Below are 25,905 nucleotides of genomic sequence, written 5' to 3'. Positions count from 1 at the left end.
TCCAACGAAGCCCGGCGTTCGTCGAAGCTCACGATGGTGCCGCTATTGATGGAGAGGAATCACGCATGACAAGAACTTTACGGTTCTCATGGTCGCTGTACTGCGCCACGAGGTCCGCTCCGTCTGCTGCGAGTTCTGCCATCAGGCGGCCGAGCGCGCCAGGTTCGTCCACGTCGAGCTCCAGCAGGAGCACGTTGTTGACGTCGACGTGCGCGATTCCGGCAGCGAGCAACGCAGCGCGAGCGGCTGAACCGTCGTGGACGAGGTACCGGGCCACGCCTTCCCACATGCCGCCGCCTTCGAGACCGACTCCGGCGGCACCAAGGATGCTGCTGATTCTTGCCAGGTCGTGGGCCGTCCGGATGTCACGGATGCAGATGTCTTTCACGGGACCACGTGGATGGTCGGCGTCACGCGCACCTCGCTGCGGAGCGAGTTCGCGATGTAGCAGGTGTGGTGCGCTTGGACCACGAGATCTTCGACTTCATCCACGCCAGCGTTCCGGACGCGGATCACGGGACGCAGCTCGATCTCGGTCATGGACATCGAGGCAGCGGCTTCGGGCATCTCGCCGTTTGCCGCGTCGTCGTATGCGACGACGTCGACACCTGAACGGGCGGCAGCACTCAAGAACGACAGCATCTGGCATGAACTCGCGGCGGCGACGAGCAACTGCTCCGGATTCGCCAGCTGCGCATCGCCGCGGAACGCCGCGTCGGCGCTCAGCGCAAGGTTCGTCGTCGGCGTCAACGCGACGCTGTGCTCCCGAGAGTACGAGCGATAGCCGGCACCGGTGCTCCCGGCCCACTGGAGCGTTGTCCTGTATTCGTGTGTGGTCATGTGTCAACGATAGGAGCGGAACATTTCGGTGGCGGTCGAAGGATCGCACGCGCAGTAGTGCCCCGAAGCGCGCCCGGGTTCCGACGTCAGGGCTGGCCGCAGCTAGCGACGGCGGGCGATGATCAGGCCATCCCAGCCTTTTTCGCCGACGGTCTGGATCGCGGTGGCGTCAAGGTCCGGATGAGCAGCGATGTCCTGGGCGACAGTTCTGACGCCCTGCACCCGTGGATCATCGCTGTCAGCCTGCACGACGGCGCCGTCGCGGACAACGTTGTCGATGATGATCACCGCCCCGGGGCGAGTCAGCGCGAGCGCCGCAGCAAGGTATTTCGGGTTGCTCGGTTTATCCGCATCGATGAACACCAGGTCGAAGGGTTCGGCATCCGCATCGATCAGGCTCGCGGCGGACTCCGCCGCTGAGCCCACGACGACCTCGACACGGTCACCGATTCCGGCTCGGTCCAGATTCTCGCGGGCAATCAGCGCGTTCTGCTCTTCGAGTTCGAAGGTGACAACTCGACCACCATTTCCGACGGCGCGCGCGAACCAGACGGTGGAGTAGCCGGCGAGGGTCCCGAATTCGAGGACGCGTTTCGCTCCGGCAATCTGCGTGATGAGCCCCAGCAAGGCTCCCTGATTGGCAGCGACTTCAGCGTTGGGCATGGTGGTGCGCGCACCAGATTCGCGGGCCGTGACGAGCGCTGAGTCCTCGTTGACAAGCTCAGCGGTGAAGTACGCGTCGACGTCCCGCCACGCCTGCGCCGAAGCGTATCGGTTAACGGGAACGGTTGCTTCGGGAGAGTCAGCAGTGGTCTTTTCAGTGGCATCGAGGGTCATATCCCATATTATGCACCGCGCTGCTACCAGCGACGCAACGGGTCGAAAACGATGCCCCACTGCCGGCTCGCCTTCCCTACTGCAAACAGAACTCATTCCCCTCCGGGTCGCGGAGCTGATAATAGAGTTCCGGCCATGCGCCCCAAGTCTGGTCCACGAGCCTGACGACTTCTGCACCCAACTGGACAAGCCGGTCTTTCTCCGCATCGAGCTCTTCGCGCGACGGCGCACGGCCCGGCGTGGCCTGGATATCCAGATGAAGCCGATTCCTTCCCGCCTTCTCCCGATCTGCATGGTGGAAGAAGAACCGGGGGCCGGAAGCGCCGTCGGCCGGTTCAGCGACCGCGCGCTTGGCGAGATCGTCCTCCGATAGCCCCGCCTCCAGCAGCTGGCTCTTGAGCGGTTCCTCCCATTCCAACTGCGGATAGTCGAAGACGGCCGCCCAGAAATGCGCCAGGCGCCGGGGGTCATCTGCGTAGAAGGTGATGTTGCCGAGCTTGGAAGGCATCAGCGGCTCCTCGGATCAGCAGCGTTGCCCGCCCAGTCACGTCGGAGCAGGCCGAACACCCACGAGTCGGATACGTCTCCGTTGACGATGCAGTCCTCTCGCAGCGTCCCCTCGAGTTGGAAGCCGAGCTTCTCGAGCACGCGGGCCGACGCCGCGTTGCGGGTATCCGCCTCCGCCTGAACCCGGTTGAGATCGAGAGATTCGAAAGCCCACGCCAGCAGTGCGCGTGCCGATTCCGTCGCATAGCCGTGGCCCCAGACCGATCGGTTGAAGGAGTAGCCCAGGGACGCACTCCGGAAGTCCGGATTCCAGTCGTTGAAGGTGCACCAGCCGAGAAAACTCGCGTCGGAGGCTCGCTCGACGACCACGCGCACGCCGCTTCCGTCCTCCTCCATCGTCCGGTTCCGCTCCATGAAACGTGCCACCCGGGACCGATCGGTCCACGGCGGCGAATCCCAGTAGCGCAGCACGTGGGGATCGCTCTGCAGCGCGAAGAGCGCGTCGCCGTCGTCGTCAGTGAACGGACGCAGTCGCAGTCGATCCGTCTCCAGGGTTGGCGTCGCGAGTGTCATCGAACCAGTCTCACACGAGTGCACGAGCGAGGGCAGTGCCTGGCTTCAACGAATTCTCAGGGCACGACGCGGCGCTCGCTCTGCGCCGCGTGTGAGAATCGGCGCATGACACTCAGCTATCAGAGCGGAGACAATCTCAGTCGGGGCGAGCTCACGGCCTTGTACACATCGGTTGGCTGGTCCGCGTACACGAACGATCCCCCGCGACTCGAAGCTGCCGTCGCCGCATCGCTGCATGTCGTGACGGCCCGGGACGATAGTCGGCTGGTCGGACTGGCGCGGCTGGTGGGCGACGGACTGACCATCGTCTATCTGCAGGACATCCTGGTCGCACCCGAGTGTCAACGCTCCGGGGTCGGCCGCGAACTCTTCCGCCGGGCGTTCGAACCGTTCAGCGACGTGCGCCAGAAGCTGCTCATCACCGACGACGAGCCCCGACAGCTCGCGTTCTACGAATCGATGGGCTTCACCGAGATCAGAGACATACCGCACCCGCCCCGGGCTTTCGCAAAGTTCAGCTGAGCTGAAGACAAGAGCCGCAGTGCCTGCCTGACGTCACGGCGTTCCTGCAGCCCGGTGCCTGCAGCCCGACCCGGTCACGGGTCAGCCCTCGCGCTCGCCCAAGGTGGTGCCCAGCGCGAGAAGCCCGTCCAGGGATTCGGAGCAGAGTTCCAGGCTCGCCTCGTCCATGGCACCCATGTCCACCTCGTAGATGCGGCGGTCCCGGAGGTTCAGCAGGATTGCGGACCCGCCGCCGTCGTCACCGATCATGAAGTAGCCGGGCAGGCAGGTCTGCACCTCGTAGTCGGCGTTCCGCTGGACGACACCCTCAGCGCCCAGAACCGACAGGCTGCCATCAGTGCACATCCCGTTAGAGACCTGCAACAGCTCCACGTACGCCTGGGGCAGGGGGCCACCGTATGCGACCTCCTCCCGCTCGATGGCGGCAGGCGATGCCGGCGGATTCAGCCTGAACGTCCCGGCCAGTTCGATTCTCGTCCGCATGGCTCAAGGCTCCCACACGATGAATGCATCGCAGGCGAGGTAGTGCCGGAACGCGAGAAGCAGCTCGGCCGTCGTCGGGTTCACCCGCTGGGCTCTGGCGTTCGCAACAATGCTCTGCACGTCGTCGATGGCGAGGACGTAGTCGTATCCGAGCGCGACGGCCTCCGCCGGCAGGTCCGCGGCGCCGTCGACGACGTCGTCCACGTCCCACACCAACACCGGTGTCGACTCGTCCAGCTGCCACCGCCCGGCGGGCGCGTACAGGGCGTGCGTCCACGGCAGGTCCTCGGCGGTCCTCAGCACCTCGCCCAGCAACATATTCACGATGGCCGACACCGCTCGTTCATGTCACGGCGCTCCCTCGATAGGCTGGCAACACGAGCGATCCTACCAGCGGTCTGGAACCCCGTAATCGGGCGACGGATCAGCATGGAACGATCGTCGACGAGGGTCGACTCAGCCGCCGAAGGCCCTTCGTCGCCAAGCGGTGGACGGACAAGGTCGCCGAGGTGCGATTCGCCGCGAATCGTCCGCCGGGTCGCTTGGGCGATCGGTTTCACTAGCTACGATCTACAGATGAGCGGCGCGACCAGTTGGCACATCGACGAGAAAACGCTTCTCCCCGTCATCGACGATCTCGAGGCATTTCGCCGTGAATTCAAAGACGACCCGGTCCTCGACGTCCTGATCCAACTCTGGTCCGGCCGACCCCGGCAGGCCGAAGATCTGCTGGGCGCCATGGAAGCGCCCGCTCCGTCCCTTCGACTGCGCGCGCTGCTGGCAGATGCCTGGCGGGACCAAGGCCGCTACGACGAAGCCATCGCGGCCTATCGGGACCTCGTGGCTGCCACTGCTGGTACACCTCGTGAAGCTGTGATGCGGCAACACCTCGGCAAGGTCCACTTCGTTTGCGGAGAGTACGGTCGGGCTCTTGAGTGTTTCGAAGAAACTCTCGAGCTACGAGTTCGTGAGAAGGCCGACGCCGACCTGATTGCCTCATCGCAGTTGGCTGTCGGAAGAGCAACGGAAATTCTGAAGCGACCAAGCATCGGGGACGTCAGTCGTTCATGAGCTGCGGGCACGGGCTCACGTGTGGATCCAGTAGCGCAGTTTTCGCTTGTCCTCGGTCAGAGCGAGGGAACCTTCGAGAACTCCGCCCTGACGTTCAATCACCCGGATCGAGGCGGCGTTGTCGTCGTCGCACGTCACCAGCACGCTCGTCACTCCGAGCTCGTTCAGTTCATCGATCGCTTGCCGGAGCATCTCGGTCGCGTATCCACGCCGCCGATACGCTGGCAGTACGGCATAGCCGACATGTCCACCGATTGCGCGCAAGGGCGCGTTGAGCTCATGACGCACGTGGACCCGGCCGACGATTCGGCCATCGACCTCGGCGAGGAGCATCGTGGCCGGGACCTGCCCTGGGGCGATTCCGATTCCACACCTGGTGCGCACGAGTGCAGTCAGGTAGTCCGTCCACGATTGGTCGTCGTCGGCCAACATGAAATCGAATCCTTCTTCACCCAGCTCACGTTGCGCGGCCAGGACCTCGTGCTCATCGTCCACCGCTGGTGGACGAAGCCTCAACGCGCTTGGCGGTACAGACACAGTCACGGCATCCTCCTTACACACACCATCCGGCCCAAGGTTCGCCGCAGTGCGTCAGTTGACATTCTTGAATCCTGAGATCTCGTAACGGCGTTCGATGCCCGCCATGGCTAGGCACCATTCGCGCCCAGCAACGCGACGATAGTACCGGCAAAAAGCGTGCTCGTCAGAAAACGCATCCCGCACGATCCACACCACCGGATCCTCGGTCGCGCAGATCAGCTCCCCCATCAAACAGGCCGCCAGCACAGTTCATCTCGCATTCCGCCGCCGTCATGACAGCGAAAATACCAGGATCGGAGAAGGCTTGCGCGCTGGCTTCAGAGTTGGAATCGTGCAGAGCAGAGGCGAGCGCAAAGGAGCCCGGGCATGGAGGCGATAGATCTCAAGTACCCGTTCACGTCCCGGTGGCTAGTGCAAAACAGCCCTGCCAACCGTGTTCCGAGCCATGGCACCACACTGTTCGCCAGTTCGTACGCCATCGACTTCGTTCCGCTCGATGATGCTGGGCGGCCTGCCCCGTTGAGCGTCGGCTCCCTTTTCTCCCCGGAGCCCCCCGAACGATTCCCCGGGTTCGGCCGTCCGATTCTCGCGCCCGCGCACGGCACGGTTGTGGCCATCCGTAACGACGACGCCGATCATGCCGCCTACCGCGGACTGCCGTCGATCGGCTACGCCCTCACTCAGCGCGGCCGGGCCGCGGCGGGCTGGGAAAGTCTAGGCGGCAACTACGTCTTCATCGAGCGCTCCGGCGGCGGCGTCGTCGTCCTCTGCCATCTCCAACATGAAAGCCTTCTAGTCCAGCGCGGCCAACCGGTCCGCACCGGACAAGTCATCGCTCGCTGCGGGAACTCCGGCAATAGCACCGAGCCCCATCTCCACGTTCAGGTCATCGATAGCGCGGACATCAAACACGCCCAAGCCGTACCACTGACGTTTGGGGGTTCGCTCCCCCGCACCAACGAAATCGTCACGGTCGAGCCATGAGCCTGCAGGAGACCACAGGGTGCACACAGATCTCGCGTCGCAACCCACCTCTCCGGTTCTGACGCTTTTCGATCGGCTATCGAAGTCGCGCTCCGAGCGTTCGCATCCACGCCAACGCTCACTAGGCCGACGAACTGATCGTCGACAGCGATGTCCGGGGCATCGGTGCTGACGATGCAGACACTGGGCGACCGTTCTATCCCTGAATCATCGTCCTCCTGCGACAGCAACTGAGATAACGCCACCGAACCTCGCCCTACGTCGCGCGCGGCATGGCACCGGACGACAAAGCCGCCCCCTCGTCTGCCTCTGCGGTCGCCATCCCCGTCCCGCCGCCGAGGACCATGGAGTGCACCACGGGCCCCTGGTCGATCCAGCTGGTGGCCGTGACGACAAATCCGAAGCGCTCATACAACCGCACGTTTGCGTCCGATGAGGTTTCCAGCGCGACGCCGGCACCGCCGGTTGCCTCCACGACGTCGAGCCCCGCGCGGATCAGTGCCGCTCCGAGCCCTGTCCCCTGACGCTCCGGTCGCACGCCGACAGTCGCCAATGTCCAGTGGTCATCGGGTGCGGGCGGAAGGCACGCGCGCGCGACAGCATCGAGGCGGTCGCCATGGAGCTCAGCTACACGCCCTTGAAAATCCTCCGACGGCGCAGGCGCGTCCGGAGGGAGCAACGCGATGACACCGTGAACCTGATCCTCGACCAGAACCACCCCCGCGCTCAGCGCATAGCTGAGATAGAGCTCCTGGAGTCCTGCCAGGCGCCGCGAAAAGTCGTCCTCGGGAATCGACCATCGGGTCCAGGGGTACTTCGCGAAGGCAAGGGCGAGCACCCCCGAGGCAGTCTCCAGATCGCCTGTGGTAGCCGCTCGAACGTCAAAATCTGCAGTGGTGCTCATGTCTTCCCCGGTTCGCCAAAGGTATTTTCGTGCCACCTGCCGACACTGCGGTGAAGCAGGACTCGGTCGCTTTCCGGCACGGACGACTTGCTCACGGTACCCGCTGCCCCGCTTGAGCCGCCTCGGTCAGTAGCCGCAAGTGGAGAAGCGGGTACGGAAGCCCGTCGTCGTCCACCGCGCTTCGTCCGGTCACGACGAATCCGGAGCGCTCGTAGAAGCCCGCGGCGTGTTCATTCTGCTCGTTGACATCGACAGCCGTCACGGCTTCAGCTTCGAGCACGTGCGCCAGCAGCTTCGAACCGACGCCGCCGCCGCGGTGGCCGGCATCGACGAACAGCATCTCCAACTTGCCATCAGCCGTCCCCGCAAAGCCGATCACTCTTCCGTGCCGTTCCGCGACAACAAGAGAGACACACGGCAGGTAGTCAGCCGCCAGCCTGGACTCGATCGCGTCGCGGTGCGCTTGCGCCAGGAAGTCGTGGGTGGCATCCACGGCGCTACGCCACACCTTCACAAGTTGGGGATACTCCCCTGGGCCGTTCACCGGCCGGACTACGACGTCGTCATTCATGGAACTGATCGTACGACAGCGAGGAGCCCTCACGGATTCTTCAAGGGCCCGACGACGTCGTACCGGGCGACGACGAAGTCCCCGTTGCGATCGCACTCCTGCAACGCGAGGTCGAACGCCCCGCCGAACAGCGGTCTGCCCGCGCCGAGCGTGACGGGCGCGATCGAGACCAGCACTTCGTCGAGCATTCCGGCAGTTGCGAACTCCGCCGCGAGATCACCGCCGCCCATGATCCACACGTCGCGGTCCCCTGCCGCGGACTCGATCGCAGTCCGGTGACGGGTGGGATCCCCGGCGAGGAACGAGACGTGCTCGTTTGCCGGTTCCAGCTCACGGTGCGTGAACACGAAGGTGGGCATCTGCGGCAACCACGAGCGTTCGTGCTCCAGGATCCACGCGTAGGTGGTCGCGCCCATGACCTGGGCGCCCACGCCGGCGATGAACTGGGTTGCGTTCCCCGGGCCGTCGTCGTCGATGTGCTGCTTGAAGAGCCAGGCCAGGGAGTCGGTGTCGTCGGCCAGAAAGCCGTCCAGCGTGGTGGCGGTGTAGTAGCGGTAGCGCGTCACGATGTGCCTCCTGAGGCGTGGCGGTGCCACATGATCGGGTCGGGGTCGAGATGGCTGACGTCGACGCCGGACTGCGTCAGCATCCAGCGGGCGATCTGGCGTCGGTGCGCCGAGAAGGTCAGGACGTGGGCCAGGATCTGGGAGAGCAGGAACGACTCAGGTGGGTCGCAGAGAGCATCGAGCACCCGGTCGCCCCATGCGCCGCGGCGCTCGACGTCCCGGGTCATCGCGAGCCATCGAACGGCGATGTCGGCGTGCCTCTCGCGCAAACTGACTGCGTCGGTCGCCCCGTCGGCCTCGGGGTCATCGCTGCCCTCGATGCTGGCGAGCCACGGGAGTTTGTCCAAGGCCAGGTGCCGGAGAACATCCGCGAGCGTGGTCTCGGCACCGGCCCATGCCAGCACCTGGTGACCGGGCATCCGCTCACGGCGCCACTCCTCGTCGCCGACCGCCTCTGCCGCGGCAAGCAGGGCGTCTGTCTCGTCGAGGTCGTGCCGGACCATCAGCGCCACCACATCACCCGCAGACTGCTCCTCGTCGGCGTCGACATAGAGCACTGTCGGGGAGTGGAAGTGGATGCCGTTCCGGGCCGGCAGCCAATGGCCTCGTTCGTGCCGCGTCGGCATCGCGCTCGGCGGGCAGCCGAACGCGCGGGAGAATGCGCGCGAGAACCCGTCGACGGAGTCGTACCCCGCAGCAAATGCCGTGTCGGTCACCGACTGTCCGCGTTGCAGTTCCCAGGCGGCACGTTCCAGCAGTACGCGACGCCGGAGCGCGGCCGGCGATTCGCGGGCAGCCCGGCTCACCTGCCGACTGAAGTGGAAGGTCGAGGTGTACGCGGTCGCGGCGATCTGGTCGAGGGCCGCTCCGTCCTCGTGCTCCGCGAGGACGGCATCGAGGAGTTCACGGATGCGGTCGCGTCCCGGTTGGCGTTCGTTCATGCCTCAAGCATGCACGGGTCGGAGCAGTTCTCGCCCGACCGTTCTTGCTCAGTGGCCCTCGGACGCCGCCGCGGCGGCGCGGGCAAGCCAGGCCGGCGTGCGTCCGGGGCGTTGGGGTGGGATGAGTTCGCCGGCCTCGCAGCACGAGACGAGCTGGTTCGCGCGTCGCTCGCGGGTGGTCTGCTGTTTAGCAGACATGATCCAGTGGCGGACGGCCTTGCGATAGCCGAGCGTCGCCTCATCGAGGAACGCCAGGGAACGCGGCGAGGCGTCGACGATCGCCTGCAGTTCGGGAGTGAGCTCTGCCTCCGGATTCTCGTGGGAGTAGGTCCCCGACCGGTCTGCGGTGCGGCGCTCGAAGGCCGCGATGCCCGCCGGGTGCATCCGCCCTTCCGCCATCAGCCGCTCAACGTGAGCGATGTTGACGTTCGACCAGGTGCTGCCCGGTTTGCGAGGCGACCATCGCTGGCGGCGCGAATCCGCATCGATCTTCTGCGAGACGGAGTCGATCCATCCGAAGCACAGCGCTTCGGGGACCGCGTCCTTCCACGTGAGCCCGCGGTCCTCGACGTGCGCGAGTTTGAGCCCCATCCACAACTCGCTCTGGGAGTCATGATGGTGTTCGAGCCAAGCACGGAACTCGGCGGCGTCGCGGAAGAAGATCGCCGGGCGCTCCGCTGAGCCGCCCGGGGTCCCGGGATCGTTGGACATGCGCTCAGCATACGAGGTCCGCGCCAACTTGTGCAGCCAAGGTGCGGGCTGATCCCAAGGCCTCGGACAGGTTGCTGGCCTCGTCCGCCGAGCCAGAACCGCTGCCAGACTGCCCGTCGTCGATCAGCTCAACTCAACTGCTGCTTGCACCCCACAGTGGGTGAATCCCAACCGCTGCGCCAGACGGCGAGAAGCATCGTTTCCCTGACGACTTCGCCACTGTGCGATCAAACCAGCCCTCACCGTCTCCTGCGTCGCGACAGCTGCGGCGGCATAGGCGCAGCCAGCCCCTCGGTGTCTCGGGTCAGCCAGCACCGCCATCTGAGCAAGTTCGGAACGCCAACGCTTGAATCCGGCGATCGCAGCAGGGCTCCCAGCAGAATCCATCGCGGCCCACTTTCGTTCCGTCTCCTCGATGCCGCTCTCTTCCCACTCGGACGCGCTCACTCGGCCGCGCACGGCAACGACATCAGCCGGCGCTGCCTCACGCACATTCAGTCGACGCAAGGGAGGAACACGGTCCGCGAAAAGGAGGTCGGCACGGCCAATAGGATGAGCACCCGCGGGAAGCCTCCTCGCCAGCCCCGCTGCGTCAAGAAGCGACTCTGGGGGTGCGTTGCGGAGCAGATCCAAGACACGCGGAGGCGCGGCCGCGAAACCGAACCCGTCAACATTCACGGCAACAACAGCATCAAGATCCGCCCGCTCGACGAGTATCCACTCGTCCCGGCTGACGTCCTGCGGAGGCACACCGATAACGTTCGCCCACTCCGTCACGATTCGTCCCAGAGCGTTGTGCGAGAGATGCGCGGGCAAGGAGTTCATCTGTGTACCCTACGGTGTCCACTGTCAGAGCCTAGACTGCCGAGCACGGCCGGTACTCGGCGGGACCTTCAGTCGGAACGCGTGCCGCGGTCCGTGACCTTGTAGATCTCACCGTTTTGGTCGTACGTGATCCACTCGCCCACGGGATCGCCGGCCTCAAAGTGCCCGGAGCGCTTGAGAGTGCCGTCCTTCCGGTACCACTCCCAGTAGCCAATGGGCACGCCATCCTCAGACCTGCCCTTAGACCACCGGGACTTTCCATCGGCGTGATACTTGATCAGGAATCCGTCGACAACCTCTGATTTCTTCTGGGCCACCATTTGTGTGCCCTCCTTCCCGTTTTTCGCGGTCTGGCGCGTTACTCATGCTCGCCTGAGACAGCCGGCGCAGGACATCGCATGCATCTCACAAGGCTAAGGCCTTCGTCATCGGCCGAACCGGTTGGTGGGCCCCGGAGATGCACAATCAGTGCATATGAGAACTGACATCAATCGGACCGCAACGTTGGTGCGACGTTCCACTTCTGCTTTCTCGTCAAATGTCACCTAACCCAGCACGCAGATAGGCAAGCGCCCAATCCATGGGCAGAGACCTGGGCGCGTAGTGGCGTCCCGTGCGGCGCATGTTCTTGACGCGGTCGGTGCGGAAGACGCGCCAATCCTCGCGGTTGAGGTCCCAGCCGAAGACGTACCACCGGCGGTCGATGTGGATTTGACGATGGGCTTCGATCCTCCGTTGAGTGCTGACACCGTGCGCGTCGATGTAGTCGAAGACGATGATCTCCTCTGCGGCTGCTGCCTCGGCGATTTCTCCGAGCGCCTCAGCGGCGATGTCGGGAAATGGTCGACGTTCGGCTTCGACGCTCGCGCGCAAGGCCGCCACCCTCGTGCGGAGTCGCCGAGGGAGCAGATCGTCGATCTTCCCGTAGGCGCGGTCAGCGGCGTCGTTCAGCCCACCGGGATGCGAGTAAGTGGCCGCGGCGAGTACGGCAAGGCTGACGACCGTGGCGACGGCTTCCTCGTCATCGAGGACGAGAGGAGGCATCCGCCGCCCGGCCCCGAGCTGGTAGCTGCCACCCGGACCGGGACGGGCATGCACAGGGTAGCCGTAGCCGCGAAGTCGCTCTACATCCCGGCGCAAAGTCCTGGGACTGACCTCGAGGCGAGTCGCCAGCTCTTCCCCGCTAAACGCTCTACCAGCCTGAAGAGCGGCCAGGAGGTCGAGCATCCGCTTGGTGACATCTGCCATGTTCGCCAGCCTAGAAGATGCGGTCAGATTCAGGCCACATCTCCTAGTAGCGTCGAAGTACCTGCCATACCAAGTGGCGGAGCTGAGCAGGGAGGTTGTTCATGGCCATCGGAGTGGTGACACCAAGAGGAAACGTCGGAGCGCACGTGTTGCGGTTGCTGGTTCAAGCAGGGGAACGCCCGCTCGCCCTGCTCCGGGACCCGAGCCTGCTCCGCGCGGATCTGGCCACGTACGTGGACGCGGCTGCACTGGATGTCTGGGACGGAGCGTCAGTCGAGGAGGCCACGCGTGGCCTCGATGCCCTGTACTGGGTCAGCCCGACCGCAACAGATCGTGACCCGCTAGCTGCTCACGCACTTGCTGCGGCCAACGTCCGCGCGGCAGTGGACGCCAATGGGATCGAACGGGTGGTGTTCCAATCCAGCGTTGGCGCGGAGAAGCGTCACGGGGTCGGTGAGATCGACGGTCTGGCTGCTATCGAGCAGGAGCTGGAGCAGACCAGCGCCTCGGTGACGCACCTGCGATGCGGGTACTTCTTCACCAACCTGCTCATGGACGCCGAGTCGATCCGAGACGGTGTACTCGCAACGGCGTTCGACATCTCCCGTCCGATGCCCTGGGTAGCGCCAGCAGACATCGCTGAGGTGGCGACCGCCCGCTTGCTCTCTCGACGCTGGAATGGCTGCCACGTCCAAGCAGTCCACGGCCCCGAAGACCTGTCGTTCAGGCAAGTCGCCCACACACTAGCGGTGACGCTCGGCCATCCAGTCAACGCCCATCAGATTGGCGACGACGACGTCCGATCCGCGCTGCGTCAGCAGGGTATGCCAGCCGCCCAGATAGAAGCGATCGTGATGATGGCCGCTGGGATCAGAGAGGATTTCACTCCCGAGAATCCGCGCACGTACGCCACGACGACGCCCACCACACTGACAAGCTGGGCAGCAGAGCACCTCGGCTGACTACGTCGTCGGCCCTGCGCCTTGTCGGTGGCGATGTGACACTCCATCGTGAGTATCACGAAGATTGCCTACTGATGGCTCGTCGGCTTCCGATTCGTCTCGCCCTAGCCAAGTCACGTCCACGGTCAGGCCGAACCGCTGGCCCGCCCCGCTCGCGATGTCGCACAGGGTGCGGCGAAGTACGGAGGCGGGACCGTACGTTGCCACGATCAGATCACCCACTAGAGCGAATTGCGGATGTTCCTCATTCGCGCGCGCAAGTCGATTTCCTCTCGCATCGGCCATCGCGCAGAACCTCGCTCGATCGACCGGCCAACCTGTCGATGGACGATAGGGCCGCTCACGCCCGTACGACGAACTAGCTCGGACAGCGAGAATTCGAGGTCGGGATGTCCCGTCAGTTCCGCCAAGAGCCGTCCGACCACAGCAAACACAAAGAGATTGTGCCGCGTCCTCCGAAATGGCACCCCGGTCATCTCCTGACGAGATGACCGGGGCGTGGTGCAACTTCGAGCACGCGCTGATTCACACGTTGAAGCAGAACTCCACAGCGTGCCCACACGAATCCATCCGTGCCCTCCACGCACCGGACGCCCAGGTCAACTCCATCCCGGTCACAGATCCGTTGATCGGAGGGCGCGGCTGAGCCAGCCCGAACGACGCGGTGATGCGCGTTGAGAGCAAGGCCCAGCCGCGTCAGATCGCGGCGCTCAGGAAACCGCCGAGCGGACGATCTCGGCGATGCGTTTCTCAGTGGGTGCGTCTATGGTCTCGAAGTACCACGCTGCGGGCATCAATGTTCCGTCGGAACCACCCCCGGGGACGAGCTCGACCTTCTCGGTGAGAGCGAGGTTGACGCGCTCGTCGTTGCGCAGCGTCACCAGCGCGGGAGCACTCGCAGAGAGCGCGTAGGCGGGCATGCCGTACCAGATCCGCGGCTTCAGCCTGGGCTCGGCGGCCACGATGACCGCGTGCACTCGCTGCACGAGCGTCCGTGCCGGTTCGTCCATCTTGGCGATCTTGTCGATCACCTGGGCGAGGTTCTTCTCGTCCTTCGATGCCATGCCATGTCCTTTCGTCAGCCGATGCCTCGCATCGGCAGTTGAAGTCGGCGCAATGATGCGCCGCACCTCATCCGGACATGTCCCGCGCGAGTCGGGCCTCTCCGCAATGTTTCAGGCGGTCCGCGCCTGGAAGTGCAGTCGGCAGCTTCCGCTGCCACGCCGAGAATACCGCAGGCGCTTGCATCTGCGCGAGCCGAAGCGGAGCAGGACGGACCTCGTTCTGGGCGCTTCGGTCAAACGTTGAAGAGGAACGCAACCGCGTCCCGGCACAGGGCTCCCTCTCGGCACTACGCCTCCTGTTCGCGCCGTTCCGCCCAGTCCTCCCGTGACACATCGAAGCGGGCGTAGTTCGACGGAGTACCGAGGAACGTCTCTTCATCGCCCGGACCGGCGTTCCTCCTTCCCAGCCGCTGAAGGATCCTGACAGAGGCGGTGTTGGCCTCAACCGCCTCTGCCCAGATCCGTCTGAGCCCAAGCGTTTCAAATCCGTAGACGAGACCGGCCGAGGCAGCGAGCGCTCCCCAACCTTGGCCCCAGCGCCCCGATGGCCCGGTGACAAAGCCGAGCTCGCGCGTCTCTTCACCCTCACCATGGAGATCTACGTAGCCCACCACGTCATCACCTGAGACAGCAGTCAATCTGATGAGCTGTGGATCAGGCCTCGCGATGAGAGCTCGCCACCATGCAACCGACTCGTCGATAGACGACCTTTCCGCCCAACCTGCGTGAGCACGAAATACCGGGTCGACTGCCCAGGACGCAAACGGCTCCGCATCAGACACGACCATCGGTCGTAGGTGGAGTTCCATCGAGCCGTCCTTGAGAGAACTGGGAGTTAGAGGTCAGGTACGGCACAAGCCTGACAAGCTCTGCCACTCGGCGCAATCGTCGCCAACAACTGATCAACGTTTTCCCAGGAGCTCAAGTCGCTAGGGTTTCGCAGCATAAACCCGGAAGCGACGCTGCGTGACCCGGATCGGGCGGGACGCGTCCAGAGTAGCCAACTGATCCGCGTGCGCATCGACGGTGAAGCAGGGAGCGTCCCAAGGAACGAGCGCAAGATACGTCACGAGCGCAGTTACATCCTTGAACTCCATCGTTCCCCGCCAGTTATTCACCTGATCGATACGGAGACCCGCGGATTCGAGCTCGTCGACGTAGTGACCAGCTGTTACGTGCGGGTACTCGAACGGCACGTCGAACCACTCATGGATCTCTTCTGCGTCATAGCCATCCACCTGCTGCATCAAGAGACGCCCGCCCGGAGCCAGGATTCGAGCAATCTCCCGCGCGTCGATGGCCTCGTGGCGACACATCAAGAGGTCGATGCTCTCGTTGTCGAAGGGCATCTCGCTGTCACGCTCCGCGTCGTACTGGACGACCTCGACACCACTTGCGGAGAGAACCTCACGGGCAATGCGAACGTTCGGCTGCCAACCTTCCGTGGCGACGATCCTTCTGGCAGCAACGCCATCACTACCGAGTAGGGCTTGGAGTCGTTCTCCCCCTCCGGTTCCGAGGTCAACAATTAGCCGTGCGCGCGCCATCTCGGCACGACAATCTTCCTCGAAGTCCCACCATGGTTCGTCGGCAGTCATCCTGCCGTCCAGACACGAGAAGTCCCAACCCACCATCTTCGATTCCGAGAATGCCTGCCGCCACAAATCGATCATGCGACCCAGCATAGGCAGGTGATCATCTGCTGCGGCTACAGGTTGAACCGAGCTCAATCAAGTTCCGGCACGGAGCAGCCTCGCGCTATTGTCACCAAGCTCGACCACGCAGGTCGACGCTTCCAGACGGCCAACTGGCAAGACATGAAGAAACTGGCAAGATCAGCAGTGGCTGACCTGGTGGGTCCTCCACCGCCTGACCATCACGAGAAACAGAACGTTCCCGCGCTGTAATTCGTTGCCAACCGCACGCGCGGTAGAACGGGACAACTTCTTCGCGGCATCCGAGGTACCCGAATTGGATTCCTCCAGTTTCGGTCATGGACTGGTCCGCGGCGTGCATCAACCTCTCGCCCAGTTTCCTTCCACGAGAGTTCGCAGCGATCAGCATTCCACCCACGCCCGCGATATCCACATCGGTCGCACCGACCGAGATGCTCCGTCGCACCCACCCCACGTGTCCCACGACATCAGCGCCAACGCGCGCGATCAGATGCACATCGTGAGATGCGTATCCGTACGGCTGCTGCGGGTCCCACTCGCCGAAGTCCGCGAAGTACTCGGCGTCAAACAAACACCGGAGATCCTCGATGAGCCCCGGACTCAAAGTTGCATGCTGAACGACCTCGATAGAGACAGCTTTCACACCACCCTCAACGTCGTGATCCCGAAGCCCTCGATGTAGCCGCCCAACTTCCTCACCTCCGCGCGAGAACCTTGGTCAGACGGTCGGACAACTCCGCTGCCTCCTCGTCCGACGTGAGTGCACCAGAAGAAAGGACGGCCCGGAGAGCGTCAACGTCGTCGTAGTACGCCCGGAAGACCGTCGGCACGTCAAGACCATGGTCCGGGCGCGTGAGCACCTCAATCTCATCACCGGGCCGGACGGTGCCAGGGGTCTCGATCGACAAGTACGCGCCAGACAGTCCATGCGCCACAAACCGTTTGAGCCACCCGGCCTCGCCCATATGCTGACTGAAGGTGCCACAGGGAATGCGTGGGCCTTCAACCCGAAGGGTGACCTAGTCGCCGATCCGCCAACGCTCGCCGACGAGAGCGCGATCCGGATCAAACCCCTGCGTGGTGAGGTTTTCACCGAACACGCCGTTGTCGAGGGGGCGCCTGAGCTGCCGGCCCCACCAGTCCAGCTGCTCGCGGGCGACTGCATAGACGGCTTGCTGGTCACCACCGTGGTGCTCGCGGTCGCCGATGAAATCGCCAATCAACCCGCCGCCGAGTCCACCACGCTTCGGGCCTGGCACCCGCAGTTCTGCCTGCTCGATCGGTTGCTTGTGAATCCCCGTCAGGTTCTTCTTGGCAGGGTTGGGTCGCGGCGCACCGATGTTCACCGAGAGAACCTTTGGCATGTCGGTACCCTCCTTCAGTCGTTCTGCCGCGGCGTGACGGTGTCCACCTGGTTCTGGTTCGCATCCTGCTTGCCTCAGCAGTCGTCGACGATCGCGACTTGCGCGAGGCCAGCGTCACCTCGCCGAAAGCATATCCGCTGCTAGTCACTGATCCCGTTACAGGGCCGACCGTGCCGGTCGCCCTTCATCGCCGCGACCCCTGCGCGTTGCGTCGCTAACGCTAGACGTTGAAGCGGAACGCGAAATTCGAGAGAAGCGCAACTGACGACGCCGGCACGCCTGCAGGCGTGAGCTCGTTGTCGGTCGTCGTACGCCCGAAGGAGCTCCACGAGTTGCGGAGAGTATTTGCCTGTTGCGACACCTCGAACGAGAGGCCCTATCCGAGACCAAGATCAACCGCGGGGAGCCGGGGTCCGGCCCGTCTCCCCAAGGAGATGTCTGAGAGATACAAGCCAGTGCGAGTCGGGTGAGCTCCGTTCCTCGGGCCTACTCGTCTTCACAGGCTGAGATCCCCGCGATCTCTGGGACGAGTGAGGACCCTGCGGACCTTCGACACGACGGAGAAGGCTCGCAGAGTGCTCATGATGACGATTCACTTTCAGGCTGCGGTCGGTTCGGCTCCGCAGCCGCGATCGGTACCTCCGTCTTGGGCAGGCGGAGGAAGATGGCGAGGAGGATGGCCGCTGCGAGGGCGATGGCGGCGTTGACACCGATGGCGAATTGCAGGCCCGGCAGCAGCGTTGCGGCAACCACCCCGGTCGCGAGCGCCGACATGACAGGGGTGCCGAGGGCGATGCCCACTTGCTGGCTCATTGTCACCAGCCCGGTCGCCAAGCCCTGCTGGTGAGCGGGGACGCCGGAGGTCGCGGCGACGACGTAGCCGACGATCGCGACCAGATTTGCGACCCCGCCGATGAACGTGCAGGCCAACAGCGGGATCAGCCAGTCGCGGCTGTCGCCGGCGAACGCGAGGGGTGCCGTCGCGGCGGCTTGGACGACCAGTCCGGCGACGATCGCGGCCTTGGCGCTTGTCCGACCGATGACTTTCGGTGCGGCGAGGCCGCCGAGTACGGTGCCGATGCCGAGCACACCAAGCGCCAGCCCAGCGGTGACGGCGGAATAGCCCAGGACCTGCTGCAGGTAGAGGGTCAAGAGAAACACGAGCGATGTGAAGGTGCCGAACGCGAGGAGTCCTGCGGTGTTGCCCCAGCCGATGTTGCGGCGATTGAGCAGGCCCGGAGCGACAAGGGGCTCGGCAACGCGGCCCTCGATCTTGAAGAAGACCACGAAGAGCACGAGTACGCCGAGGATTGGGCCCCAGCTCCCGGCGTGGGTCCAGCCGTGGTGTCCGGCATTGTCAATGCCGAACACGAGCGCGACAAGAGCAATGGTGATGGTGATGGCCCCGGGCACGTCCAGCTTGGGTCGTGGGCCGCGGGCCGGTTCGCGCAGCACGAACGGGGCGACGACCATGACAGCGAGGGCGACGACGACGTTGATGAAGAAGGCCCAGCGCCACGACACCGCGCCGGTAAGCAGTCCTCCGAGTACGGCTCCGGAGGTGAAGCCTGCCGCCATGAGTGCACCGTTGAGGCCGAGAGCGCGGGAGCGTGCTGGACCTTCGGGAAACATGGTGGTCATCAGCGACAGAGCAGCGGGGGTGACCATCGCCGTCGCAATGCCCTGACCGATGCGAGCCGTGAGCAGCAGGCCCGGCTCGCTGGCAAGGCCGCCGGCGAGGGACGAGACTCCGAGCAGGACGATGCCGATCATGAACAGCCGCTTGCGGCCGAACAAGTCGGCCACGCGGCCGAAGAACAGGGTGAACCCAGCCGCGCAGAGCGCGAACGAGGTGACAATCCATTGAAGGGCAGAGGTGGCGAATCCAAGCTCACTACCGATGTGCGGCAGGGCGACGTTGAGGATCGAGAAGTCCACCGCGAGGGTGAAGTTCGCCGTGAGCAGGATGGCCATTGCGATCTTCTGAGTGGTGGTGAACCGATCAACGCGTGGAGTCGCGTTCGTGGTCGTTGGGGGCGGTGATGTGTTGATTTCGGTCATGCATCCAGACTCGGCTGCCGGGGACCAGGCAGCTAGATCCCCGATATGCGGGGTCTGGGGGTGCCTATCACTGGCAGGGGCAGGCTCCGCCTATGCAGGTGGGCGACAATGGAACGCATGGAACGACACCCCTTCGACGAAGCGACCGAGTTCGCAGACGCGGACCGTCCGGTCACCGAGCTGGGCCAGTTTCTGCGCTCGCGCCGCGACCGAATCACACCGGACGAGGTTGGCGTCAACAGCTACGGACGCCGCCGTGTGCCCGGCCTGCGCCGGGAAGAGCTCGCCCAGCTCGCGGGCGTGTCGATCACTTACCTGACCCGGCTCGAACAGGGTCAGTCGCTGAACGCTTCCGATGCGATCATCGACGCCCTCGCGCGCGCCCTGCAGCTCGACGCCGACGAGCGCGCGCACCTGCACGCGCTCGCGCACCGGGCACCGTGGAAGCGCCCACGCGCGGCAACTCCACCGGAGGCGGCCAAGCCGGGCGCGGAACAGCTGCTGCATTCGATGGGCGACGTGCCCGCGGTGCTGCTCGGCCGGTTCAACGACATCCTCGCGTGGAACCGTGCCGGTCACCTGCTGCTCGCAGGGCATCTGGACTACGCCGCGACGAGCAGCATCGAGGACCGTCCGAACCAGCTCAAGCTACTGTTCCTCGACGAGCACACCCGCGACCTGTACGTCGACTGGCCGGACGAGGCCGCTCTCGCCGTCGCGTCGCTTCGGTATGTGGCGGCCCAATTCGCCGACGACCGACGACTAGCCGAGCTGGTCGGCGAGCTGAGCATGAAAAGCGTCGAGTTCGCCCGGCTCTGGGCTGGCCATGACGTCAGGCTCTGCACTAGTGGGGCAAAGAGGTTCCGACACCCCGAGGTTGGTGAGCTGGAGCTCGGGTACGAGGCGCTTCACCTGCCCGAGGGCAATGGGCAGCGCCTCCTCACTCACACGGCGCAGCCTGGCAGCGCTTCCTTCGCGGCGCTGCGGCTGCTCACGTCGGCGTCCTGACCGGAAACAACGAAGGCCTCCAGGACCCTCGATTTGCCGGTTCCGAATCGGCCGGTGCGGGCGATCTTGCGGTTCTTCTTCCCCAACACGGCTACTTCGAGGAGTCGCGCATAGGTTCCGTGATGGTCCTTGTCGAGCTCAGGGCCGAATGATTCGAGCAGGACGCTGCACGCCCCTGTCCGCTCCTGCTCTGGATCGGCCTCGACCACGGCGTCATTTTCTCGAATGGATCCGACTGCTCCGCGCTCAGCCCCGCAGCGCCAGTCACCTGCACCGGCCCACAGGACGGACACGGGAAGCGACTGCTTCTTGCTGCTCAGACGTTGAAGCGAGATTCCTTCGCATTCCGATACATGCCAATCTCTGAGAACCCGGCGGTCCTTCCGCAATACCGACGCTCTCCCGACCTTGCGAGCTTCCGAGCTCGCCGAACGAAATAGCAATGCAGGTTGACAACCTTACATTTAGCAACCTAGGTTGACAACATGGAGTCTTCGAGAATCGCGGCAGTGGCGGCCGATACCCGCGACCCGCGAACGGGATTGCGGGCGGTGGCATCACTACGTGCACTCGCGGACACCTTGGAACTTCGGCAGGTCGAGGCCGCGTTGCGCTCGGGCATGAGCTGGCAGGAGGTCGCCGATGCACTGGGAGTCACACGGCAGGCCGCCCACAAGAAGCATTCCAAGCGAATTGACCCTGCGATCTCGATGCCTAGGAGGAACAAATGAACAAACTCGTCCGCGCCGCTCAAACCAGCCAATCACTCTCCCTGGCCGCCATGGAGGAAGCATCCCGGCTCGGGCTCCGCGAAGCCGACATCGACCACCTATTCCTCGCTTTGGTTATCAACGATCAGTCCGCCGGCCACGCACTGCGGGAGCTGGGTATCGATATTGATAGCGCCCGTCTCGCTGTCGCCGAACAGCACAATCAGCAACTCGCCGCACTCGGTATTGAGGCATCGTTCCCCGAGGCCGGACAGATCGTTTTCCACGAGACGGACGGATACGAGTGGAGTCCGCGTGCTCGTGATCTCATCGCGAAGTCCAGCGGCAAAGGCAAAGCCGGCGACGCGGCTGCAGTGCTCAGGGAGCTCGTTGCAGAGCCCAGCGGCCTGATGACCGACATCCTCGACCGACTGGGCACGACATCTGATTCCCTGCTGAAAGTTCTCGACGAGTCGGGCTCACCGGCAGGGACCACCACGGCTGCGATGAAAAAGGTGAAGAGCAGGACCGCAGGGTCCGTCGAGACCTTCGTTCCCGCGCCGATTGACGACGTATGGACCCTTCTTGCGGACCCCACACGTATCCCAGAGTGGGAGTCCAGCATCGGCGTGGTCGATCAGACCAGTCAAGACCCGACACCAGGCACAACCTGGGAAGGAACCGCCCCAACGAACTACCCGAACGGGAAGCCGGCGAAGATCAAGCCTCAGTTCCGTCGCCGCAGCATTGAACTCGTCACCGCGCACCCCCCGGGAACAATCGCTTGGAGCTTCGGATACCCGGATGCCGCGCGAAGTAATCCTGTCGTAACTGAGTTCGCCCTGACGAGCACGATCGGTGGCACCCAGGTCCAGATCATCAAGTCGTGGGCGCGACGCCGAGGGTGGCGGAGACTCCTTGCACTTCCCCTACGCCCTATCGAGAAATTCCTCGTATGGATCAGCCTGTTCCAGAGCGGGAGCGCGATAAGCCGAATCTTCCGCTAAACCTGCGTGCCCGGGTGATTCGACGTTTGACGCCGCGCCTGAGGGTACCGGATCGCACCTAGTGAGATCCGGTACCGAACTAATGGCTCAAGCGGAACGTGACTAGACGTTGAAGCGGAACTCCACCGCATGCCCACACGAAGCAACCTCTGAAACAAGGCCCAGACCCTCACGTATGACGAAACCTTCCGGACAGTCCGCCGATCGTGGGCTCAGACCACGCCTGATTTCCGTCAGCATTCCGAAATTCGTTCAAGGCTCTCAAACCTGATCGGACGAGTGAGCCCCCCTCGCGAAGTCGCCAAGATCATTCAGTTCTCGTGACAATTCGGCGAGTTTCCAGACGACGTCGTGAAGCTCCTACTCCAGCCACCGCTCGGCTGGGGATTGCGTAGCGCGGACGGCGACTTTCCTACCCGCCGCAACGTCGGCTTCCATCGGATCAGTCCGCACAAGCTGGCGGTGTTGCCATGCAATTCGGCGCTGCTTCCATCCGTCCCGCGCGGGCAACTTATGCCACCGAAACGCGCCTAGCGATGAAAAGCAGAACCACAATGACATAAATCCATCCCATCCTCGCCGAGTAGTGACATGTGCAAGAACAGGCCTTTCCTCATTTAGCCCATCGTTCCAAGCCCTTTGCACGCCAACGATCGCCTCCACAAACGTCTCAGATCGACAGTCAGAACGAGGCATTGATGCAGCGGGCTCTTTCAGCGGTAGGCCCGGAAACGACTCAACTCATCGTCGCTCACCGTTTGGCGACCATCGTAGACAGCGATCAGATCATTGTTATGCGCGACGGTGTAGTCGAGGACGTCGGCACACACGCTGAGCTCCTTGGAAAGAATGAGTTCTATCTTGAGACAGCACGACAACAGCTTCTCCTTGTGGGAATATCGAGTGAGGACGTCGACCTGGAGGTGCAGCGATCGTGACAGCAAGCGAGGAGCAGATCAACGTCTTGATCGTTGATGATCACGAACGGTCTCGCCTCGGTAATCGACTCGTCCTGAACAGTGTGGATGACATCACGGTGGTCGGCGAAGCGGCCACAGGCGAGGAGGCGATTGCGCAGGTCGAGGCGCTCAAGCCAGATGTTGTGCTGATGGATGTGCGGATGCCTGGCATGGACGGCATTGAAGCGACCCGTCTGATTACCGGTGCCTCGAGCGCTGTCCGAGTCGTTGTGCTCACCACCTTTGATCTGGACCGGTACGCGTTCGGTAGCCTGCAGGCGGGCGCGAGCGCATTCCTGCTCAAGAGCGCGACGCCCGACACACTCATCAACGCCGTGCGTGTCGTCTCGCAGGGGGATGCCGTCGTCGAGCCCCGGATCACGCGGCGACTTATCGACGCCTTCGTCACTCCGGATGAACCGAGTGGAACCGTGTCCTCGCGTGACGAGCGTCTGGATCGTCTGAGCCCGCGGGAAATTGAGGTTCTCTCCTGCATCGGCCGTGGACTTTCGAACCAGGAAATCAGTGATCTGTTCTTCCTGTCGGCGGCAACGGTGAAGACACACGTGAATCGCATCTTCGCCAAGCTCGATCTGCGCGACAGGGTGCAGGCAGTCATCCTCGCTCGCGAACAGTCCTTGCATCGCGACATTGATCCGGCACTGTAACCCAATCCTCACTCACCACAGAGCCCTCGGATATCAACCCCAGGGTGGTCGGTGCGCATGTGCTGTTCTGGCTATGGTCGATGGACGGGCGTTCCCCTCAGGGCTTGCCCAGACGGACGACCAGAGGATCGTGAGCAGGACATGGTTGGAGACCAACCCACCAACGGCCGACAAGTACTTCGTGCCTCTTCCGTGTTCAAGAGCTACGGGGACACTGCTGCTCTTCAGGGCGTAACGCTGGAGGTCCGGGCGGGCGAGTCCCTCGCCGTGATGGGCCCCTCAGGCTGCGGCAAGTCCACGCTTCTTCAAACCCTCGCAGGAATCACCCTCCCGAATGCAGGGGAGGTGACGTACGCCGGTCAGGAGGGCGTGCAAAACCTCGTGCTTCTCGACGACGAAACCCGTGCCGCGCTGCGAGCAAGAGAGTTCGGCTTCGTGTTCCAGCAGGGACTGCTTCTTGATGAGCTCAATGCCGCGGAGAATGTGGCGGTGCCGCTCATGGTCGATAGGCTCTCCCCCAGTGACGCCATCGCGAGGGCAGGGCAGCTGCTGGCTCAGGTGGGTCTTGGCGGGCTCGATGACCGCCGTATCGGGCAGCTCTCCGGCGGTCAGGCTCAGCGGATCGCCATTGCCCGGGCGATCGTCTCGAATGCGAGCGTCGTCTTCGCCGACGAACCCACCGGTGCGCTGGACTCCCACACGGCCGGTGATGTACTCGAGCTCCTGCTGGCGAGCACGGTACGGCAACATCGTGCTCTCGTGATGGTCACCCACGACGAGTCCGTCGCCAGGCGCTGCAGTCGCATCGCGCGCATGAGCGACGGGCGTGTGATCTCGGACGTCCGGGTGACGTCATGAACATCGGATTGTTTCGGATGCTGCTGCGACCTTCACGGCTCGGTATGAATGCCGTCCTGTTGCCGGCTGCAGGGTTCACTGTTGTCACGACAGTGACTCTCGGCACGATGTCAATCGTGCTGCGGTTGTGGGCTGTGCCTGACAACGCCTTCAGGGCGTACGCACTGCTCGGCGGCGCGCTGATGGTGTTCCTCGTGGTGCCTCTGGTCTCGCTGGTCAACGCTGCGACACGGCTCTCGACCAGGCGACGCGACGACCGGCTCTCTACGCTCCGGCTGCTCGGCGCGAGCTCGGGACTGCTGCGCAGACTTGGCATTGCCGAGATGGCCACTATCGCTGCTCTCGGCATCCTCGCGGGGACCCTCGTGTACTTCGCCACAGCACCGTTGCTGGCTCTCATCCCGCTGCAGGGCAAGACAGTCCTCCCGGGCGATGCATGGTTGCCCTGGCAGGCTATTCTCGGCGTCACGGCCCTCGTCGAACTCCTCGTCGTAGCGATCGTCGTCTCAGGTCTTCGACGCGTCGAGGTGAGCCCTCTTGAAGTGCGGATCCACGCGACCCCGCGCGGCGCACGAGTGCGTGAGCTTCTCGTCGGCATCGGTGTCATCATCGTTGGACTCGTGGTGATGCAGCTCGTCGGCCAGAACTGGGGTGCTACGGGTATAGCTATCGGCTACGTCATCGCGCTCAGCGCGATCATGACTGCGATGAACCTAACCGGCCCGGTGCTCACCAGCTGGATCGCCTGGCTGCGGCTTCGAAGCGCGACAAGACTGGAACACATTCTCGCCTCGCGTAGCGTGCTCGAGGATCCCAAGGCCGCCTGGCGGCAGGTTGGCCCGGTCGGCATCGCAACTTTCATCGTGGTGCCAGCCGGCTCCGTGCTCGGCTATCTGAACACCATCGCGATGAACTCGGATGCCGTGGGGTCAGCGGAGCTGATGCTCTTCGCCGATTTCCGGACGGCGGCCGTGATCGCTACGGTCACCGCATTTCTCATTGTCGGCTGCTCGGTTGGAATCACCCAGGCCGCCGAAATTCTGGACCGCCGGGCGACCTATGTGGCTTTGAATCGTATCGGTGTCTCTGGGGACCTCATGCAGTCTGCTCGCAGGAGGGCGGTGTGGATTCCCCTCAGCGTCGCTGCCATCGGAGCGGCGGCTCTTAGCACGGCGCTGATGTTCATGGTCGTGGTGATCTCGCTGGCCTCTTCACCGCTTTTTATCCTAGGCGTCGTCCTGCTCCTCGTTCTCGGCGTTCTCTTCGTGTTTGCCGCTGTCCAGGCGACCAGACCGGTGTTGACCCGTGTCCTGGCGTCGCCCGAACAATCTCTGTAGCAGTTCAGGCGTCCTGTTCCGGTTTCATCAAATTCTCAACCCTGGGGTGGCATCGGACGACACGCGCACTTTCATAACGTGGTGAATGTGGCGGGACATCGCTGCACA

34 protein-coding genes and 1 pseudogene are annotated in these 25,905 nt (G+C 63.8%); 11 read left to right on the top strand and 24 right to left on the bottom strand.

Annotated features, from left to right (window positions below):
* Positions 1–28: 28 nt before the first annotated feature.
* The 5 genes from EV380_RS02575 to EV380_RS02555 form a co-directional block, all read right to left on the bottom strand.
* Positions 29–388, bottom strand: a complete 360-nt coding sequence (locus EV380_RS02575) for an amino acid-binding protein (RefSeq protein ID WP_130449142.1) — start codon at positions 386–388, stop codon at positions 29–31.
* Positions 385–840 (bottom strand): OsmC family protein, encoded by a 456-nt coding sequence (locus tag EV380_RS02570; RefSeq protein WP_130449140.1) that lies wholly within the window; start codon positions 838–840, stop codon positions 385–387. The genes EV380_RS02575 and EV380_RS02570 overlap by 4 nt, the downstream gene beginning before the upstream one ends.
* Before the next feature lie 102 nt (positions 841–942).
* Positions 943–1,677 carry an O-methyltransferase gene (locus EV380_RS02565; RefSeq protein ID WP_130449138.1) on the bottom strand — a complete coding sequence of 245 codons (735 nt, stop codon included), beginning with the start codon at positions 1,675–1,677 and terminating at the stop codon, positions 943–945.
* A gap of 76 nt (positions 1,678–1,753) precedes the next feature.
* Positions 1,754–2,185, bottom strand: coding sequence for a VOC family protein (locus tag EV380_RS02560; RefSeq protein ID WP_130449136.1), 432 nt, complete (start codon positions 2,183–2,185; stop codon positions 1,754–1,756).
* On the bottom strand, positions 2,185–2,757 hold the full coding sequence (locus tag EV380_RS02555) for a GNAT family N-acetyltransferase (RefSeq protein ID WP_130449134.1): 573 nt from the start codon (positions 2,755–2,757) through the stop codon (positions 2,185–2,187). Before EV380_RS02555 ends, EV380_RS02560 begins: the two co-directional genes overlap by 1 nt.
* Positions 2,758–2,862: 105 nt before the next feature.
* Between EV380_RS02555 and EV380_RS02550 the strand changes: the two genes are divergently transcribed.
* The gene (locus EV380_RS02550; protein ID WP_130449132.1) at positions 2,863–3,279 is read left to right on the top strand and encodes a GNAT family N-acetyltransferase; all 417 of its coding nucleotides are present in this window, start codon (positions 2,863–2,865) and stop codon (positions 3,277–3,279) included.
* A gap of 81 nt (positions 3,280–3,360) precedes the next feature.
* On the opposite strand, the gene EV380_RS02545 is transcribed toward EV380_RS02550, so the two are convergent.
* Both EV380_RS02545 and EV380_RS02540 read right to left on the bottom strand, forming a co-directional pair.
* Positions 3,361–3,762, bottom strand: coding sequence for an SMI1/KNR4 family protein (locus EV380_RS02545; RefSeq protein WP_130449130.1), 402 nt, complete (start codon positions 3,760–3,762; stop codon positions 3,361–3,363).
* 3 nt (positions 3,763–3,765) lie between these two features.
* Positions 3,766–4,080 carry a DUF7716 domain-containing protein gene (locus tag EV380_RS02540; protein WP_423219039.1) on the bottom strand — a complete coding sequence of 105 codons (315 nt, stop codon included), beginning with the start codon at positions 4,078–4,080 and terminating at the stop codon, positions 3,766–3,768.
* Positions 4,081–4,338: 258 nt separating this feature from the next.
* On the opposite strand from EV380_RS02540, the gene EV380_RS02535 reads away from it, so the two are divergent.
* Positions 4,339–4,833, top strand: a complete 495-nt coding sequence (locus tag EV380_RS02535) for a tetratricopeptide repeat protein (RefSeq protein WP_130449126.1) — start codon at positions 4,339–4,341, stop codon at positions 4,831–4,833.
* 15 nt (positions 4,834–4,848) lie between these two features.
* On the opposite strand, the gene EV380_RS02530 is transcribed toward EV380_RS02535, so the two are convergent.
* Entirely contained in the window at positions 4,849–5,370 is a 522-nt protein-coding gene (locus tag EV380_RS02530) for a GNAT family N-acetyltransferase (protein ID WP_278030566.1), read from the bottom strand.
* Positions 5,371–5,424: 54 nt separating this feature from the next.
* On the bottom strand, positions 5,425–5,601 hold the full coding sequence (locus EV380_RS16540; RefSeq protein ID WP_165391876.1) for a hypothetical protein: 177 nt from the start codon (positions 5,599–5,601) through the stop codon (positions 5,425–5,427).
* A 138-nt stretch (positions 5,602–5,739) separates the two neighbouring features.
* Here EV380_RS16540 and EV380_RS02525 point away from each other — a divergent pair, with 138 nt between their 5' ends.
* Positions 5,740–6,357 carry a M23 family metallopeptidase gene (locus EV380_RS02525; protein ID WP_130449124.1) on the top strand — a complete coding sequence of 206 codons (618 nt, stop codon included), beginning with the start codon at positions 5,740–5,742 and terminating at the stop codon, positions 6,355–6,357.
* 256 nt (positions 6,358–6,613) lie between these two features.
* Here EV380_RS02525 and EV380_RS02520 read toward each other — a convergent pair whose 3' ends face one another.
* From EV380_RS02520 to EV380_RS02485, 8 genes are all read right to left on the bottom strand, one after another.
* Positions 6,614–7,261, bottom strand: a complete 648-nt coding sequence (locus tag EV380_RS02520; protein WP_130449122.1) for a GNAT family N-acetyltransferase — start codon at positions 7,259–7,261, stop codon at positions 6,614–6,616.
* 91 nt (positions 7,262–7,352) lie between these two features.
* Positions 7,353–7,832, bottom strand: coding sequence for an acetyltransferase (locus tag EV380_RS02515; protein WP_102157412.1), 480 nt, complete (start codon positions 7,830–7,832; stop codon positions 7,353–7,355).
* Positions 7,833–7,861: 29 nt separating this feature from the next.
* Positions 7,862–8,398, bottom strand: coding sequence for a dihydrofolate reductase family protein (locus tag EV380_RS02510; protein ID WP_207219284.1), 537 nt, complete (start codon positions 8,396–8,398; stop codon positions 7,862–7,864).
* Entirely contained in the window at positions 8,395–9,339 is a 945-nt protein-coding gene (locus EV380_RS02505; RefSeq protein WP_130449120.1) for a helix-turn-helix transcriptional regulator, read from the bottom strand. Before EV380_RS02505 ends, EV380_RS02510 begins: the two co-directional genes overlap by 4 nt.
* A gap of 48 nt (positions 9,340–9,387) precedes the next feature.
* Positions 9,388–10,050, bottom strand: coding sequence for a YdeI/OmpD-associated family protein (locus EV380_RS02500; protein WP_130449118.1), 663 nt, complete (start codon positions 10,048–10,050; stop codon positions 9,388–9,390).
* Between the two features lie 123 nt (positions 10,051–10,173).
* Positions 10,174–10,875, bottom strand: a complete 702-nt coding sequence (locus tag EV380_RS02495; RefSeq protein ID WP_130449116.1) for a GNAT family N-acetyltransferase — start codon at positions 10,873–10,875, stop codon at positions 10,174–10,176.
* Positions 10,876–10,943: 68 nt separating this feature from the next.
* Positions 10,944–11,195 (bottom strand): toxin-antitoxin system YwqK family antitoxin, encoded by a 252-nt coding sequence (locus EV380_RS02490; RefSeq protein WP_130449114.1) that lies wholly within the window; start codon positions 11,193–11,195, stop codon positions 10,944–10,946.
* A 214-nt stretch (positions 11,196–11,409) separates the two neighbouring features.
* On the bottom strand, positions 11,410–12,123 hold the full coding sequence (locus EV380_RS02485; RefSeq protein ID WP_130449113.1) for a helix-turn-helix transcriptional regulator: 714 nt from the start codon (positions 12,121–12,123) through the stop codon (positions 11,410–11,412).
* 101 nt (positions 12,124–12,224) lie between these two features.
* On the opposite strand from EV380_RS02485, the gene EV380_RS02480 reads away from it, so the two are divergent.
* Entirely contained in the window at positions 12,225–13,085 is an 861-nt protein-coding gene (locus EV380_RS02480; RefSeq protein ID WP_130449111.1) for an NmrA family NAD(P)-binding protein, read from the top strand.
* 710 nt (positions 13,086–13,795) lie between these two features.
* Here the strand turns inward: EV380_RS02480 and EV380_RS02475 are convergent.
* From EV380_RS02475 to EV380_RS02450, 6 genes and pseudogenes are all read right to left on the bottom strand, one after another.
* Positions 13,796–14,149, bottom strand: a complete 354-nt coding sequence (locus EV380_RS02475; RefSeq protein ID WP_130449109.1) for a DUF1801 domain-containing protein — start codon at positions 14,147–14,149, stop codon at positions 13,796–13,798.
* Positions 14,150–14,436: 287 nt separating this feature from the next.
* Complete coding sequence (locus tag EV380_RS02470; protein WP_130449107.1) at positions 14,437–14,958, bottom strand: GNAT family N-acetyltransferase; 522 nt, start codon at positions 14,956–14,958, stop codon at positions 14,437–14,439.
* A gap of 120 nt (positions 14,959–15,078) precedes the next feature.
* Positions 15,079–15,822, bottom strand: coding sequence for a class I SAM-dependent methyltransferase (locus tag EV380_RS02465; RefSeq protein ID WP_130449105.1), 744 nt, complete (start codon positions 15,820–15,822; stop codon positions 15,079–15,081).
* A gap of 91 nt (positions 15,823–15,913) precedes the next feature.
* A complete protein-coding gene (locus EV380_RS02460; protein WP_130449102.1) occupies positions 15,914–16,468 on the bottom strand; it encodes a GNAT family N-acetyltransferase in 555 nt (184 codons plus the stop codon).
* Between the two features lie 52 nt (positions 16,469–16,520).
* Positions 16,521–17,189 (bottom strand): annotated as a pseudogene (locus tag EV380_RS02455) (MOSC domain-containing protein).
* 579 nt (positions 17,190–17,768) lie between these two features.
* The gene (locus EV380_RS02450) at positions 17,769–19,163 is read right to left on the bottom strand and encodes an MFS transporter (RefSeq protein WP_242607475.1); all 1,395 of its coding nucleotides are present in this window, start codon (positions 19,161–19,163) and stop codon (positions 17,769–17,771) included.
* A 204-nt stretch (positions 19,164–19,367) separates the two neighbouring features.
* Between EV380_RS02450 and EV380_RS02445 the strand changes: the two genes are divergently transcribed.
* Positions 19,368–20,258, top strand: coding sequence for a helix-turn-helix transcriptional regulator (locus EV380_RS02445; protein ID WP_130449098.1), 891 nt, complete (start codon positions 19,368–19,370; stop codon positions 20,256–20,258).
* On the opposite strand, the gene EV380_RS02440 is transcribed toward EV380_RS02445, so the two are convergent.
* Positions 20,195–20,467 carry a hypothetical protein gene (locus EV380_RS02440; protein ID WP_130449096.1) on the bottom strand — a complete coding sequence of 91 codons (273 nt, stop codon included), beginning with the start codon at positions 20,465–20,467 and terminating at the stop codon, positions 20,195–20,197. The two genes, EV380_RS02445 and EV380_RS02440, sit on opposite strands and share 64 nt — an antisense overlap.
* A gap of 276 nt (positions 20,468–20,743) precedes the next feature.
* On the opposite strand from EV380_RS02440, the gene EV380_RS16815 reads away from it, so the two are divergent.
* The 6 genes from EV380_RS16815 to EV380_RS02410 all read left to right on the top strand — a co-directional run bounded on the left by EV380_RS16815 (position 20,744) and on the right by EV380_RS02410 (position 25,797).
* Complete coding sequence (locus EV380_RS16815; protein WP_102157396.1) at positions 20,744–20,989, top strand: hypothetical protein; 246 nt, start codon at positions 20,744–20,746, stop codon at positions 20,987–20,989.
* Positions 20,986–21,975, top strand: coding sequence for an SRPBCC family protein (locus EV380_RS02430; protein WP_130449094.1), 990 nt, complete (start codon positions 20,986–20,988; stop codon positions 21,973–21,975). Before EV380_RS16815 ends, EV380_RS02430 begins: the two co-directional genes overlap by 4 nt.
* A gap of 593 nt (positions 21,976–22,568) precedes the next feature.
* On the top strand, positions 22,569–22,913 hold the full coding sequence (locus EV380_RS02425) for a hypothetical protein (protein ID WP_130449092.1): 345 nt from the start codon (positions 22,569–22,571) through the stop codon (positions 22,911–22,913).
* Positions 22,910–23,602, top strand: a complete 693-nt coding sequence (locus tag EV380_RS02420) for a response regulator (RefSeq protein WP_130449089.1) — start codon at positions 22,910–22,912, stop codon at positions 23,600–23,602. The genes EV380_RS02425 and EV380_RS02420 overlap by 4 nt, the downstream gene beginning before the upstream one ends.
* A 192-nt stretch (positions 23,603–23,794) precedes the next feature.
* Positions 23,795–24,460 carry an ABC transporter ATP-binding protein gene (locus EV380_RS02415; protein ID WP_242607474.1) on the top strand — a complete coding sequence of 222 codons (666 nt, stop codon included), beginning with the start codon at positions 23,795–23,797 and terminating at the stop codon, positions 24,458–24,460.
* Entirely contained in the window at positions 24,457–25,797 is a 1,341-nt protein-coding gene (locus EV380_RS02410) for an FtsX-like permease family protein (RefSeq protein ID WP_130449085.1), read from the top strand. The genes EV380_RS02415 and EV380_RS02410 overlap by 4 nt, the downstream gene beginning before the upstream one ends.
* Positions 25,798–25,905 lie beyond the last annotated feature (108 nt).

This window comes from Zhihengliuella halotolerans, from assembly GCF_004217565.1.
Classification (GTDB): Bacteria; Actinomycetota; Actinomycetes; order Actinomycetales; family Micrococcaceae; genus Zhihengliuella; species Zhihengliuella halotolerans.
Note: the sequence above shows the minus strand (reverse complement) of the source record. Positions and strands in the feature narration are given on the sequence as shown.